This window comes from Halomonas sp. BLK-85 (assembly GCF_044792155.1).
Classification (GTDB): Bacteria; Pseudomonadota; Gammaproteobacteria; order Pseudomonadales; family Halomonadaceae; genus Vreelandella.
The window spans coordinates 3007702-3021261 of the sequence record NZ_CP087731.1 but is presented as its reverse complement, the minus strand read 5'-3'; the positions used below and the strand labels follow the sequence as shown (position 1 = coordinate 3021261).

13 protein-coding genes are annotated in these 13560 nt (G+C 57.8%); 5 read left to right on the top strand and 8 right to left on the bottom strand.

What is annotated here, in order from left to right:
* Window positions 1–10: 10 nt before the first annotated feature.
* Together LL947_RS13810 and LL947_RS13805 are read left to right on the top strand one after the other, a co-directional pair.
* Entirely contained in the window at window positions 11–223 is a 213-nt protein-coding gene (locus LL947_RS13810; RefSeq protein WP_499833517.1) for a type II toxin-antitoxin system HigB family toxin, read from the top strand.
* Window positions 224–457: a helix-turn-helix domain-containing protein gene (locus LL947_RS13805; RefSeq protein ID WP_404414705.1), complete on the top strand. Its 234-nt coding sequence runs from the start codon at window positions 224–226 to the stop codon at window positions 455–457. It begins immediately after the preceding gene.
* Here LL947_RS13805 and LL947_RS13800 read toward each other — a convergent pair.
* The 3 genes from LL947_RS13800 to LL947_RS13790 all read right to left on the bottom strand — a co-directional run bounded on the left by LL947_RS13800 (window position 454) and on the right by LL947_RS13790 (window position 3449).
* Entirely contained in the window at window positions 454–642 is a 189-nt protein-coding gene (locus tag LL947_RS13800) for a hypothetical protein (RefSeq protein ID WP_499833516.1), read from the bottom strand. The genes LL947_RS13805 and LL947_RS13800 overlap by 4 nt on opposite strands.
* Before the next feature lie 31 nt (window positions 643–673).
* A complete protein-coding gene (locus tag LL947_RS13795) occupies window positions 674–1108 on the bottom strand; it encodes a PaaI family thioesterase (protein ID WP_404414702.1) in 435 nt (144 codons plus the stop codon).
* Window positions 1109–1274: 166 nt separating this feature from the next.
* Entirely contained in the window at window positions 1275–3449 is a 2175-nt protein-coding gene (locus LL947_RS13790) for a malate synthase G (RefSeq protein WP_404414699.1), read from the bottom strand.
* 215 nt (window positions 3450–3664) lie between these two features.
* Between LL947_RS13790 and LL947_RS13785 the strand changes: the two genes are divergently transcribed.
* Entirely contained in the window at window positions 3665–4639 is a 975-nt protein-coding gene (locus LL947_RS13785; protein WP_404414697.1) for an alpha/beta hydrolase, read from the top strand.
* Window positions 4640–4737: 98 nt separating this feature from the next.
* On the top strand, window positions 4738–5304 hold the full coding sequence (locus LL947_RS13780) for an NADPH-dependent FMN reductase (RefSeq protein WP_290823551.1): 567 nt from the start codon (window positions 4738–4740) through the stop codon (window positions 5302–5304).
* A 4-nt stretch (window positions 5305–5308) separates the two neighbouring features.
* On the opposite strand, the gene LL947_RS13775 is transcribed toward LL947_RS13780, so the two are convergent.
* From LL947_RS13775 to LL947_RS13760, 4 genes are all read right to left on the bottom strand, one after another.
* The gene (locus LL947_RS13775) at window positions 5309–6820 is read right to left on the bottom strand and encodes a YifB family Mg chelatase-like AAA ATPase (RefSeq protein WP_499833515.1); all 1512 of its coding nucleotides are present in this window, start codon (window positions 6818–6820) and stop codon (window positions 5309–5311) included.
* A gap of 64 nt (window positions 6821–6884) precedes the next feature.
* Window positions 6885–8852, bottom strand: a complete 1968-nt coding sequence (gene fhuB / locus LL947_RS13770; RefSeq protein ID WP_499833514.1) for a Fe(3+)-hydroxamate ABC transporter permease FhuB — start codon at window positions 8850–8852, stop codon at window positions 6885–6887.
* A complete protein-coding gene (locus LL947_RS13765; RefSeq protein WP_499833513.1) occupies window positions 8842–9732 on the bottom strand; it encodes an ABC transporter substrate-binding protein in 891 nt (296 codons plus the stop codon). Before LL947_RS13765 ends, fhuB begins: the two co-directional genes overlap by 11 nt.
* Window positions 9729–10496: an ABC transporter ATP-binding protein gene (locus tag LL947_RS13760; protein WP_499833512.1), complete on the bottom strand. Its 768-nt coding sequence runs from the start codon at window positions 10494–10496 to the stop codon at window positions 9729–9731. The genes LL947_RS13765 and LL947_RS13760 overlap by 4 nt, the downstream gene beginning before the upstream one ends.
* A 178-nt stretch (window positions 10497–10674) precedes the next feature.
* Here LL947_RS13760 and LL947_RS13755 point away from each other — a divergent pair, with 178 nt between their 5' ends.
* Window positions 10675–12882, top strand: a complete 2208-nt coding sequence (locus tag LL947_RS13755; RefSeq protein WP_499833511.1) for a TonB-dependent siderophore receptor — start codon at window positions 10675–10677, stop codon at window positions 12880–12882.
* 25 nt (window positions 12883–12907) lie between these two features.
* On the opposite strand, the gene fhuF is transcribed toward LL947_RS13755, so the two are convergent.
* Window positions 12908–13549: a siderophore-iron reductase FhuF gene (gene fhuF / locus LL947_RS13750; RefSeq protein WP_499833510.1), complete on the bottom strand. Its 642-nt coding sequence runs from the start codon at window positions 13547–13549 to the stop codon at window positions 12908–12910.
* Window positions 13550–13560: the final 11 nt, after the last annotated feature.

Genomic DNA, 13560 nt, shown 5'->3' with positions numbered 1-13560 from the left:
GCGGTATCAGATGATGATGAACTCCAGTTGGCCAACGCCTCAGGCGTTGAAGGCGGAAATCGCTACCGCCAGTATTCTCAAGGGGAGCCGTGTGGTGTTCAACATTGGTGGCAATAAATATCGGGTGATGGTGAGTATCCGTTACGCCGCACCCCAAATTGCTTGGGTACGCTTTGTGGGCACTCACGAACAGTATGATCAAGTCGATGCGGAGACCGTATAAATGAACATTCAACCGATTCGCAATAAAGACGATCTCAACCGTGCTTTTGCGCGGGTGGAGGCCCTTTGGGATGCCGAAGCGGGCAGCGAAGAGACCGATGAATTGGAAGTGCTTTCCGTGCTGATTGAGCGCTATGAAGATGAGCATTACCCCATCGGGCCGTCTGACCCTATCGAGGCCATCCGGTTTCACATGGAGCAACAGGCCCTAGTGGTCGGGTATCTGAGGTATTAAACCGGCGCCGTCGGCTGAGCTTGCGCATGATCCGAAACCTGCATAAGGGGCTTAACATTCCTTATGAAACCTTGCTGGAAGAAGAAACCGTTTAACACATGAAGCAGTTCCATGGTCCTGCTTCCACAGACACCTTTATTGATGATGGTACCGATCAATAGCGCGAGTAGCGTCAGCCTGGCCATGGTGTTACTCCCGGTTGGATGCTGGGGTCAGTCAGACACCCTGTTCCCGTGAAGGTTTGTCGGGTAGCGCATAGCTCGCTGTAATGTGGGCGACGGGCCGGGTGTCATCGCTGACCGAGAAAATCTGGACTTCACCGACGGCCAGGCGGCGGCCAAGCTTGATCAGACGGGCGTGGGCCATAATGTCATGCTCGCCAGAGGCCGCGCGCAGGAAGTGGCAGTTCAGGTCGCTGGTCACTGCCATGGGTTCAGGGCCGATCTGGGCGAGGATGGCCACATAAAGGGCCACATCGGCAAAACCCATCATGGTCGGGCCGGACACCCGCGGGCCAGGGCGCAGATGCCGTTCATCAATGGCCAGGCGCAGGGTCGCGCACATGTCACCAACGCTTTCAGTGCGCCCCGTGCGTTGTGGAAACACCTCATCCAGAAAACGTTCTATCTGCTCAACGGTCATCACGGTCATTATTGTTTTCCTCGAGTGATCAATCATGATGAGAAGACGTTTTAGCGTTTCACCAGTTAACGTCAACGTCATCTAAGCATAAATAAAAACGCCCCAGGGTGCGAGCCTGGGGCGTTGAGGTCAGAATCGTTTTGGCCAGCCTGTCAGGGCTTGCTTGTGTCAGGGCTTATTTGGCCTTGTGCACCTGGCGCCATTCATGCAGCAACGGCTCGGTGTAACCAGACGGCTGGACCAGGCCCTTGAAGATCAGGTCGGAAGCCGCCTTGAATGCGGTGGATTCCGCAAAGTCAGCGCTCATGGCAGTGTAGGTCGGGTCATCAGCATTCTGCTCATCCACCACCTTGGCCATGCGCTTCAGGGTTTCTTCAACCCGCGGCGCATCAACAATGCCATGGTGTAGCCAGTTGGCAATATGCTGGCTGGAAATACGCAGGGTCGCGCGGTCTTCCATCAGGCCGACGTTGTGGATATCCGGCACTTTCGAGCAGCCAACGCCATGTTCTACCCAGCGCACCACATAGCCCAGGATTCCCTGGCAGTTGTTGTCCAGCTCCTGCTGGATGTCCTCGTCTGACCAGTTGGGGTTTTCGGCCACCGGCACGGTCAGCAGGTCGTCCAGGTAATCCGGCTCGCCCTGGGCTTCCAGCTCGCGCTGGATATCAGTGACGTTAACCTGATGATAATGCAGGGCATGCAGGGTGGCCGCCGTGGGAGAGGGGACCCAGGCGGTGTTGGCACCGGCCTTGGGGTGGCCGATCTTCTGCTCCAGCATGTTGTGCATCAGATCCGGCATGGCCCACATGCCCTTGCCGATCTGGGCGCGGCCACGCAGGCCGCAGGCCAGGCCGACCTGAACGTTGTTCTTCTCGTAGGCCTGAATCCAGGCCGCGCCTTTCATATCACCCTTGCGCACCATGGGGCCCGCCTGCATGGCGGTGTGCATTTCATCACCGGTGCGGTCGAGGAAGCCGGTGTTGATGAATACCACCCGAGACGCCGCCTGAGCAATACAGGCTTTCAGGTTAACCGTGGTACGCCGCTCTTCATCCATGATACCCATCTTGAGGGTGTCACGGCTCATGCCCAGGAGGTCTTCTACGCGGCCAAACAGTTCATTGGCAAAGGCCACTTCTTCCGGGCCGTGCATCTTGGGCTTGACGATGTAGACCGAGCCAGTGCGCGAGTTTCGCGGCTGGTCAGCGCCTTTCTTCAGGTCATGCAGGGCCAGCAGCGAGGTCATCACGGCGTCCAGAATACCTTCTGGCAGCTCATTGCCGTCGGCATCCAGAATCGCCGGTGTGGTCATCAAATGGCCCACGTTACGCACAAACATCAGCGAACGGCCGGGTAGCGTGACGGTGTTGCCATCGGTGGTCTGCCAGCTGCGGTCGGCATGCAGGTCGCGGGTAAAGGTCTTGCCACCTTTCTCGATCTTTTCCTGCAGGTCGCCCTTCATCAAGCCAAGCCAGTTGGTATAGACCCCGACCTTGTCTTCTGAATCCACAGCGGCGACGGAGTCTTCGCAGTCCATGATGGTGGTCAGGGCAGCTTCAACCACAACATCCTTGACATTAGCGGGGTCGGTCTTGCCGATGGGATGCTCTGCATCGATCTGGATTTCCACATGCAGGCCATTGTTGGCCAGCAGGATGGCGTCAGGCTTGGCAGCATCACCCGTGAAGCCGATCAGCTTGCCCGCATCCTGAAGACCGGTTTCACGCCCACCTTCCAGGGTAACCACCAGATGCTCATCACGGATGGCATACTTGACGGCATCCCGGTGTGAGCCGGTGGCCAACGGAGCGGCACGGTCAAGCACGCCGCGTGCGTAAGCAATGACCTTGGCGCCACGCTTGGGGTTGAAGCGGGTGCCTTTTTCAGCACCATCGTCTTCAGAAATGACATCAGTGCCGTAAAGAGCATCATACAGGCTGCCCCAGCGGGCGTTGGCGGCGTTCAGGGCATAGCGGGCGTTGCTGACCGGTACAACCAGCTGTGGACCTGCCTGAATGGCAATTTCCCGGTCAACATTTGCCGTTGTGGTTTCGACATTGGCAGGCGCCTGAGCCAGATAACCGATTTCCTTCAGGAAACTGCGGTAGGCGGGCATATCGCTCACCGGGCCAGGGTTCTCACGGTGCCAGGCGTCGAGTTTTTCCTGGAGCACATCGCGCTTTTCGAGCAATGCACGGTTTTTGGGTGTCAGATCATGGAAGAGGGCATCTACGCCTGCCCAGAAGGCATCAGCATCGACACCTGTGCCTGGCAGGGCCTGCTCATTGATAAAACGGTTCAGGTCAGCGGCCACCTGTAAACGGTGATGCGTGATACGCTCGCTCATGAAATTTCTCCTGTCTGTCAGGTAAGCGCGGCAAGCAGAAAGCAAACGCTGGCCACGCAGGTCAATAGGATTTTGAGTAACAAACTACAATTTTGGAAAATAATTCCATAAATGCACTGTCGTGTAAACAGCATAGCCGTTAAAGCCCTGTCATGCTCGACCAAAAGATTATATTTTCACGTTAGACCCGCCGCGGCTCGGCAAGGAGAGTGAGCATGCACTTAGAGGATTTTCAACATCTTGCAGGGATTTTCTCCGGCTCACCGGATGAAGCCTCACTCAAGCCCTTGTATCCGGATAGTGCCCTCGCCCAGGCGCTTGAAGACTACTTCGCCCACTATGGCCTGAAAACCTTGCTGGCCGATACCAGCCGGGTCCATGCCGGCTTTATCGACACCGGGCATTTTTCCCTCTGGTGCCAGGTATGGAGCCCACCTGAGCCTGTAGGCACGGCCTTTGTTGTCCACGGATATTTTGATCATCTGGGGCTCTACCGCCACCTGCTTGAACGCCTGTTAGCCAGCAATTGGCGAGTGGTGCTGTGGGATTTGCCGGGTCACGGGCTCTCCAGCGGCCCGCGGGCCGCGATTGATGACTTCAAGGATTATCAGCACTGCCTGAGTGCCTTACAGACTCAGCTGCAGGCAGAATCCCTGGCGCCCACACCCTGGCTAGGTATTGGCCAAAGTACCGGCGCTGCGATTCTGGCCACTGATGCACTGATTCAGGGCAACCCGTCATCCTGGGCGGGTCTGGTTTTGCTGGCGCCTTTGGTTCGGCCCTGGGGATGGACGCAATCAAGCTGGGTGCATCGAGTCATGAGCCCCTTTATCAAGGAAATTCCGCGTAAATACCGTGCCAATTCAACGGACGAGGCATTCGCCCTTTTCCTGCGTGAACAAGACCCACTGCAACCGGATAAGCTCAACGTGGGCTGGGTCAGCGCCATGCGCCGCTGGATGCCTCAATTGCTGGCCTACCCGCCGGTTACGGTGCCTACTCTGATTCTGCAGGGCGAACAGGATCTTACGGTCGATTGGGAGTGGAATCTGGCGGTACTGGCGGAAAAGTTCCCGCAGGCAGAGATACATCGCCACCCGGAAGCACGTCACCACCTGGTCAATGAGGCAGAGCCGATTCGCCAGGAACTGTTCGTGCGACTGGATCGTTTTGTGGATCAGTTAAGCTGAAAGGATGTTAACAGAAGTTATATTTGCTACCTTGAGTGTCGTTTCAATGTATAACTTTTTAATTCCATTTGAATACTGCACATAGATAGGAGATGCACATGCCGAAAGTAATGGTCTTCGCAGGCAGCGCACGCACGGGTTCGCTTAACAAGTGCTTTGCTCAACTGGCGGCCAAGCGCATCGAGGCACTGGGCGGTGAAGCAACCTTTATTGATCTTAAGGACTATCCTTGCCCCTTGTTTGATGAAGATATTGAAGCGCAAGGCATGCCGGAAAACGCGGCCAAGCTGCGTGAGATACTGGCCGAGCATGACGGCCTGGTGATTGCGTCCCCCGAATACAACGGTTTTATTACGCCGCTGCTGAAAAATACCCTGGATTGGCTGTCGCGCCCTGATGACAACACGCCGGGGCTTGCGCTGTTTGCAGGCAAACCCGCCGGGCTGCTGGGCGCCTCACCGGGAGGCCTGGGCGGCATTCGCGCCATGGCCGGTGTTCAGCAACTGATGCATAACCTTAACCTGGTGGTGATTCCGCCAGCCATGACGCTGCCCGGTGCAGGCAATGCCTTCGACGATAACGGCGCGCTTAAGGAGTCTGCACAGGCCGAGCAGCTTGATGCCCTTTGTAAGCGGGTGATCGAGGCGGTCAACGCGCTGCGCTAAACCTTTAACCCCCCTTCAATAACCTATCCAGCTGGCGGTAGCCAATGGCTTCTATCAAATGTGGTTGGGTGGGTTTGGGTTCGCCCTGCAGGTCCGCCAGGGTGAGTGCGACCCGCAGTACCCGGTGATAGGCGCGGGCGGAGAGTTTGAGCTTTTCAAGCACACCGGCCAGCCAGGCGCGTTCTTCATCGTTGAGATCGCAGGCGGCTTCCAGGGCCTTACCGCTGAGCTGGCTGTTGAGCGCGCCTCTTGCCATTTGACGCTGGCGAGCGGCCATTACCCGTTGGCGCACGGCAGCAGAGGACTCCCCTTCGGTCTGGGCGGTAAGCTGCTCCGGCGGAAGGGCGGGGACTTCTACCTGCAGGTCGATACGGTCCAACAGCGGGCCGGAAAGCCGCGCCTGATAGCGCTGGATCTGTGAGGCGGTGCACTGGCAGCGCTGGCGCGGGTCACCTAAATGCCCGCATGGGCAGGGGTTCATGGCGGCAACCAGTTGAAATTCAGCAGGATAGCGGCGCTCATGGCTGGCGCGGGAGAGGTGGATTTCACCGGTTTCCAGCGGCTGGCGCAGCACCTCCAGAACATGTCTGGAAAATTCGGGCAGCTCATCGAGGAAAAGTACGCCTTTGTGGGCGAGGGAAATTTCGCCGGGTTTGGGCCTCGAACCGCCGCCGACCAGGGCCGCTGCGCTGGCACTGTGGTGCGGCTGGCGGAACGGACGTTGCCCCCAATGTTCATCCAACGCCAGGCCACACACTGAGCGTACCGCCGCCACGGCTAGGGCATCCTGTTCGGAAAGCGGGGGCAGAATACCGGGCAGGCGGCTGGCGAGCATCGTCTTGCCAGTGCCGGGTGGGCCAGCAAACAGCAGGTTGTGGCCCCCAGCAGCAGCGACTTCCAGCGCGCGGCGGGCCTGCTGCTGGCCACGCACATCAGCCAGGTCGGCAATGGGTGCCTTGGCTGTGGGCGGGGTCGCCAGGCGGTGTGCCTGAATGGGGGTTTGCCCGAGTAAGTGAGCGACCACTTCCCAGAGTGAATTGGCGGGCAGTACCTTGAGCGACTCGCCGGCCAGGGCAGCTTCATCCGCGCAGGAATGGGGCACGATCAGAATATTGCCTGCGGCCTTGGTGGCCAGGGCAAAAGGCAGTACGCCGGTTACGGCGCGCAGTTTGCCATCCAGCGCCAGCTCCCCCGTACACTCCATGCCTTCCAGCGCATCAACCGGAATCTGCCCGGAGGCCGCCAGAATGCCGAGAGCAATGGGCAGATCAAAGCGGCCGCCTTCTTTGGGCAGGTCGGCGGGTGCCAGGTTAAGGGTGATTCGCCGAGTGTTGGGAAAATCGAAGCCGGCATTGACCAGAGCGCTGCGTACCCGTTCGCGGCTTTCCTTGACGGCGGCTTCCGGCAAACCCACCAATGTCAGCCCCGGCAAGCCATTGGCAAGATGCACCTCAACGTGCACCGGCGGGGCTTCCAGCCCCAGCCCGGCCCGGGTGGCGACAATCGCTAGCGTCATGGCGTTCCCTCGCATCCTGTATGAATAATCAAACTAGCTTATTTAGCCTTGCCTGAATAGAGGGTCAAAAACGTGCCAGCCGCCACATGAAGTAAGCGCCCCCCAGTAAAGACGCCACCAGCCCCGCGGGGATTTCCTGTGGGAACAGCCACTGTCGCCCTGCCCAGTCGGCACTGGTCATAAGCAAGGCGCCGATCAGCGCCGCACCAACCAGGTGGTGTCTGGCATGCTGAAATCCCAACATTCTGGCCAGGTGAGGGGCGAGTAAACCGACAAAGGAAAGCGGGCCGACGACAAGTGTGGCACCCGCTGTCAGCAGGGCCACCAGGGTAAGTAATATAAATCGCGCGGGCTTTAGCGGCAGGCCGACAGCACAGGCCGTTGCTCCACCAAGAGGAAGAATATCCAGCCAGCGGCTAAACGCCAGGGTAAGGCCAATGCCGACACCTGCCATCAGGCAGATACTGATCGCTCCTGATGGGGTGACGTAATATGTTGAGCCTGCCAGCCAGGCGAGTATCTGCTGGCTGCGCGGGTCACTTCCCGCGAGGAAAAAAGCGCGAACGGCTTCAAACAGCGCAGTGATGGCAACGCCTGTCAACAGCAGACGGATTGGCTGAAAGCCGCTGCGGTAGTTCAGGGCCACCAGCAGCCCCAGTGACAGCATTGCGCCGAAGGTGCCTGCTATCAGCAGTGTCACCGTGTCGGGCGCGGCCAGCACATAGATCGCTGTCATCAGCGCAATCGCACTGCCCCCGCTGATACCCAGCACTTCCGGGCTTGCCATCGGGTTAAAGGTGATGCGCTGGAGAAGCGTGCCCGCCAGCGCAAGCAGAATACCGCTGCCGGCAGCCGCCAGGATTCGTGGCCAACGCCACTGGAGCAAGGCATCATTAGCCACGGAGGCCACTGACCAGCCGTTGACACCTTGCCCAAGTAGTAATGTCATGGCCAAGGTTATCAAAATGATGGCCAGCATCACGCCAGTTCTTCGCCCCAGTGGTGGCCTCGCGCGAGCGGCAACGCCGCGTGTGTCAGGGGTGGCCGCCATTTTCAGGCGTGGGATAAGCCACAGTAGCAAGGGCGCGCCAAGCGCTGCTGTCGCGGCACCGGTGGGTATCAGGGTGGGCAGGAGGTTGGGTATCTGTTGCAGGGCAAGATCTGCGGTGAGCAGCAGTAGCGCCCCCAGCAGTGCAGAGTATACAAGACGTTCGCGCAAACGACGCGCCCCGGCCAGTCGCGCCAGGTTAGGGGCGGCAAGGCCAATAAACCCGATGACACCCACCACGCTGACAACACAGGCAGTGATAAAAACGGCCACCCCCAGGCCACTCAGGCGTAATGTCTTGAGTGAGGCCCCGAGGCTGCGTGCCGACGTGTCATCCAGTGAAAGCAGCTGTAATGGGCGAACCAGCAAGGCGGCGAAACCGATGCCAACCAGCAGGCGGGGGGTTAGGAAGGCCACATCCTGCCAGCCATTCTGAGCGAGCGAACCGGCGCCCCATATCATCAACCCTTTAAGCGCTTCCTGGTGAAAGAGCAGAATCACCATGCCCAGAGCGCCAACGTAGAGGTTCATCACCAGGCCGGACAGCACAACGACAGCCGGTGCAAGATGACTGCGCCAGGCAAGCAGAAACACGCACCCCATGACGACGCCGCCGCCCGCCATGGCAGCCCATTCACGCCCCCATAGCAGCCATCCCGGCGCAAACAGCGTGGCCACCATCAGGCCCAGGTTGGCACCACTGGCTACCCCTAACGTTGTCGGTGATGCCAGAGGGTTGCGGAGAACCTGTTGCATCAAGGCACCCGCCAACCCCAGCGCACCACCCGCCAGTAAGGCAACGGTAAGGCGCGGCCAGAAGCTGAAATGCAACACTGCCTGCACCGGCGTCAGTGCGGTTTCAGGTCGCCAGATATAAGTGAGTGCCTCATGCAAAGGAGCAGGCAGCGCTGCAACCAACAAAATACTGGCCAGCGCGAGAAACGCTAGTGTCAGGGTCGCCGGGCGATAGTGCTTAACGATCATGGGAGGCCTCTAGCGCAGTGACCAGAGAGCGTGCAAAACGCTGTGCTGACGGCAATCCACCAAAACTCCAGACGGGCGGCAGTGTGATGGCATGCCCGTTTTGCACGCTGGGCAGATGCTGCCACAGGCCACTGTCTTCCAGCGCTGCTTGCACCCCCACCGGAAGCGGCTCAATCACCACTAACTGGGCCTCCGGGTAATCAATCAAGGTTTCAATCCCGACCAGAGAAAACCCCCAGGCATTGGTGGCTTCCTGCCAGGCATTGGCAATGCCAAGCTGCTCAAGCACCGCGTCATACAGGCCGTTTTTACCGAAGACGCGCACATGACGGTCATCCATGAATTGAACAATCAGCAGTGGCCCAGGGGCAGACAGTCTGCTTTGCAGTGAGCGGAGCAGGGTCGCGGTATCGGTAATCAGGTTTTCCGCCTCTTGCTGACGCCCAACACGTTCACCGAGCGTACGGGTCAGGTGTTGCATTGCCTGCCAGGTGTCGCTGTCAGCCTGATACAGCGAGAAGGTTTCGACGGGAGCAATGCGCTCCAGCCTGGAGGTCAAACGGTGAAACATCGGGGAAATGAAAATGGCGTCAGGCGACAGGTCTGCCAGTAATTCCAGATTAGGTTGGGTGCGCAAGCCAAGATCAACCACAGACTCAGGGATCTGCGGTTCACCGACCCAGGCATGGTAAGCATCTATCTGAGCAACACCCTCTAATGGAGCGTCCATAGCCATCAGCGTTTCCGCCAGGGTCCAATCCAGGGTTGCCCATCCGGAAGATGCGAAGGCGCTGCTCATCAATACCGTGTACGCCAGCGCGAACGCAGATAACCCAGCCAGGATGCGCAACACAATGTCACGGAAATAGTGGATCATCATGCCACCACGGCAACTCTGTGATGTGCTGTCGGGTGAGGCACAATATGCATATCAATGCCGTAGATGGCGTGCAGCATCTGATTGTCCATTAACTGCTCAGGGCTGGCGTCGGCCAGCAGCCTGCCGCTGTGCAGTGCCAGCAGCCGGTCGCAGTAACGGGCAGCCATGTTGATATCGTGAAGTACGATGATGACCCCTAACCCCAGTTCATGGGTCAGGCGCTGAATGAGTGCCAGTACGTCAACCTGGTGAGCAATGTCCAAGGCCGCAAGGGGCTCATCCAACAACAGAAACTGACTTCCTTGGGCCAGCAACATGGCCAGCCAGACGCGTTGACGCTCGCCCCCCGACAGCGTATCCACGAGACGATCGGCAAACCTTTGTGTCTGGGTGAGCTCGAGTGCCTGTTCAATGGCGTTCAGATCCTGTTTGCCAGGCCGCCCCCAAATCCCATGCCACGGATAACGGCCCATGGCGATCAGCTCTCGTCCGGTAAGGTGTTCGGTAGGTGGCAAGCTTTGTGGCAGGTAGGCAACCTGACGGGCAAATGCACGTGATCTCCACTGTGTGATGTTGTGACCTGCAAAGTAGATCTCGCCGTCGCTGGGTGCTTGCTGCCGCGCCAGCAGTTTCAATAGCGTGGACTTCCCTGACCCATTATGACCGATCAAGCCACATACCTGGCCTGGGACAAACCGGGTCGTGGTGGCCTGTAAAAGTGTTCGGTCAGCGATGCGATAGCCAGCGGCATGGATGTCAAACATGGCATTTACTCTGTTTGGATTTCGGCAGTAAGCAGAAGAGCCGCTGAGTATAAATGAACATGAATACTTATCAAAATTATTAGCAAATGATAATTTTTGCTATTTATTATATTAGTGATTATTGCTATGATCCGCTCGCATTTTTCACCGATTGATATCTCATAGAGGCACTTTATCCATGCAACCCGTTCACCAGTACTCGTCTGTGCTTACGCGTATTTCCAATCCAGAATCGATGAACCCCCTGTTACTCAGCATCCGTCGTGCCTGCGCCGGAGCCGCTTCGGGGTTTCTTTTATTGGGTCCCAGCTCTGTTCTGGCACAAGACGACACGGTGGATCTGGGAGCGGTTACTGTGCAGGCCGAAGCGTTGTCCTTGGTCACAGAGGGGAGCGATGATTACCGTGTTGCGCAAACAAGCACCCCTACGCGACTGGACTTGACGCCTCGCGAGACACCACAGTCAACATCGACCTTGACGCGTGCCCAGCTCGATGACTTTCAGCTGAACACTGTCAATGAGGCGCTGGAAAGCGTACCGGGTGTGACCATTGAACGCCTGGAGACAGACCGCACCTATTACACCGCTCGCGGTTTCGACATTAACAATTTTCAGGTGGACGGGCTGCGCGTTCCCATGCCCTACAATAATATTCACGGCGATATGGATACCGCTGTCTACGACCGGATTGAAGTGGTGCGTGGCGCCACTGGCTTGATGTCGGGGTCAGGTAATCCGGCGGCGACCGTTAACTTTGTCCGCAAGCGGCCGACATCCTCTCCACAGGCATCGGTAGGTGTCAGCGCCGGGAGCTGGAACCGTCAGCGCGTGGATGCCGATGTCTCTGGTCCGTTGGACGATGCCGGACGTGTGCGCGGCCGCCTGGTGGCCGCTGGCCTGCAGACGGATTCCTATCTGGATCGTCTTAGCCGTGAACGCGGCCTGCTATACGGGGTGCTGGAAGCCGATATCACTGATACGACCCGGCTCAGTGTTGGCCACACCTGGCAGGACAACAACACCGACTCCAACATGTGGGGCTCATTGCCAAGCTATGATACGGCAGGTAACCCGACGAACTATTCGCGCAGCACCTCGTCAGCACCGGACTGGTCTTACTGGGATGGTGAAACCCATCGCAGCTTCATTGAGCTGAGCCAGGAACTGAATAATGACTGGTCATTGAAAACGACCCTGACACACCTGGATATGCTGTCTGATACCCAGCTTTTCTATATCTATGGCTCACCTGATGCCGCCAGTGGCCAGATTGACAGCAGTCAGCTCACCCTGAGTCAATACGAAAGGCACCTGGAGCAGTGGGTGGCCGATGTGCATGCCAAAGGCACTATTGATGCCTTCGGACGTTCACACCAGCTGGTGGTCGGTTCTGACTGGAGTCAAAGCCGCAATCAGCAGGAATCCCGCTATCCGGTGACCTCACCTACAACGCCCCTTCCTCCACTGGATGAGTGGAACGGTGCCTATCCTGAGCCGACGGAGTGGATTGCTTATCCCACGACTGTCGGGGATGCGACCATCAAGGAGCGCAGTTTCTATACGGCAGCCAAACTGGATCTGGCTGACCGCTGGACAGGTGTCGCCGGGACGCGTGTGAGTTGGTTTGATGCCTATGGTGAACAGTACGGGGTATCACAGGCAACGGATGCTGACGCCGTGGTGACGCCCTATGTTGGGGTGATTTATGACATCACACCGGATGCGTCACTGTATGCCAGCTATACCAGTATTTTTTCACCGCAGACCGAAACAGACATCAGTGGCGAGTATCTTGACCCTATTGATGGCGAGGCGCAGGAAGTCGGCATCAAGGCAGACGTCTTTGATATGGGAGCTGATGCGACGCTGTCGGCATTTCGCATCACCCAGGATAACGTGGCACAGCCAAATGGCACTCTGCCAGATGGCACCGCCATCTACGCTGAAGGTGACGGGATTACCAGCAAAGGGTTTGAAGCCACTCTGGCGGGCGAACTGGCACCAGGTTGGCAGGCTAATCTGGGATACACCTATATTGACATAGAAGACGCGGACGGCCAGGCAGCAAATACCTATATTCCCCGCCATATGGTGCGTGCGTCTACCAGTTACCGCCCGGCGTCACTGGACCAGCTGAAAATAGGCGCGCGCGTGCGTTGGCAGGATGAGATCGAACGTGAGCGTGATCTGGCAGATGGCAAAACCCGCCAGGAGGCCTATACACTGGTAGACCTGATGGCCAGCTACGATTTCAGTGAGCGACTGACAGGGTCTTTGAACATCAACAACGTGACGGATGAAAAGTATCTGACCAGCCTGAAGTGGGATCAGAGTTTTTACGGTGCATCACGTCACTTCATGGCCAATGTGACCTGGCGCTACTGAGGGCTCGCGTTTCATCGGTGTGCTGTCAAACGCCCATGCCTTGCATGGGCGTTGATTGTTTAAGGGGCTTGACTTGCCGTCGGGTGCACGCAATTGGGCAGTTGTCGCAGTAGCCAAGGGCGGGAATCCGATAGCACAAGCAGCAGAGACGCCGCTGGCGACAGCCCTTTCTACCCGGGGATAGAGGTTGGTAAAGCGGGTTGCGCTGGCCGTCGGGGCGTTGCGGTTGATGAAGGAGTGCGCTGGCATCGCTCAAGCGCTTTGAGTCAACGTCAGGATGCGTGGCAAAGCGTTGCGTAAAGTATTCGAAGTAGGTGCCGGCATTGTTCCAGTAAACCCGAGGTGATACGCCGGACAGTGTCACGAGTGCGTTAATAATGGGTGTCAGGTGAGCATCAAGCAGCGGGGAAAATTGCTCAAAGGGGGATGACGCCGCAACAGGGACGCCAGAATGTGCAAAATGCAGGCGCTGCGTGTACCCCTCAACGGAGGGATAGACAGCTACATGATCCAATGCTGCTGGTAACTGGCGGCCAAGCAGGCAATGGGAAGCCAGTGTGGCGGCAATCAGAACGCTGAAATGCCATTTAGACCACAGCGATGCTGTTGCCTTCAGGTCATGGCTTTGTAACTGTGTCTGGCCAAAAAAAGTGATCTGTTGACGCAACCGGCAGACAT

Coding starts and splice junctions, on each gene's coding strand:
- LL947_RS13805 (WP_404414705.1), top strand. CDS start 224: ATGAACATTCAACCGATTCGCAATAAAGACGATCTCAACCGTGCTTTT.
- LL947_RS13790 (WP_404414699.1), bottom strand. CDS start 3,449: ATGAGCGAGCGTATCACGCATCACCGTTTACAGGTGGCCGCTGACCTG.
- LL947_RS13765 (WP_499833513.1), bottom strand. CDS start 9,732: ATGATGATCCACTATTTCCGTGACATTGTGTTGCGCATCCTGGCTGGG.
- LL947_RS13775 (WP_499833515.1), bottom strand. CDS start 6,820: ATGACGCTAGCGATTGTCGCCACCCGGGCCGGGCTGGGGCTGGAAGCC.
- LL947_RS13795 (WP_404414702.1), bottom strand. CDS start 1,108: ATGACCGTGATGACCGTTGAGCAGATAGAACGTTTTCTGGATGAGGTG.
- LL947_RS13755 (WP_499833511.1), top strand. CDS start 10,675: ATGCAACCCGTTCACCAGTACTCGTCTGTGCTTACGCGTATTTCCAAT.
- LL947_RS13810 (WP_499833517.1), top strand. CDS start 11: ATGATGATGAACTCCAGTTGGCCAACGCCTCAGGCGTTGAAGGCGGAA.
- fhuB (WP_499833514.1), bottom strand. CDS start 8,852: ATGATCGTTAAGCACTATCGCCCGGCGACCCTGACACTAGCGTTTCTC.
- LL947_RS13780 (WP_290823551.1), top strand. CDS start 4,738: ATGCCGAAAGTAATGGTCTTCGCAGGCAGCGCACGCACGGGTTCGCTT.
- LL947_RS13800 (WP_499833516.1), bottom strand. CDS start 642: ATGGCCAGGCTGACGCTACTCGCGCTATTGATCGGTACCATCATCAAT.
- LL947_RS13760 (WP_499833512.1), bottom strand. CDS start 10,496: ATGTTTGACATCCATGCCGCTGGCTATCGCATCGCTGACCGAACACTT.
- LL947_RS13785 (WP_404414697.1), top strand. CDS start 3,665: ATGCACTTAGAGGATTTTCAACATCTTGCAGGGATTTTCTCCGGCTCA.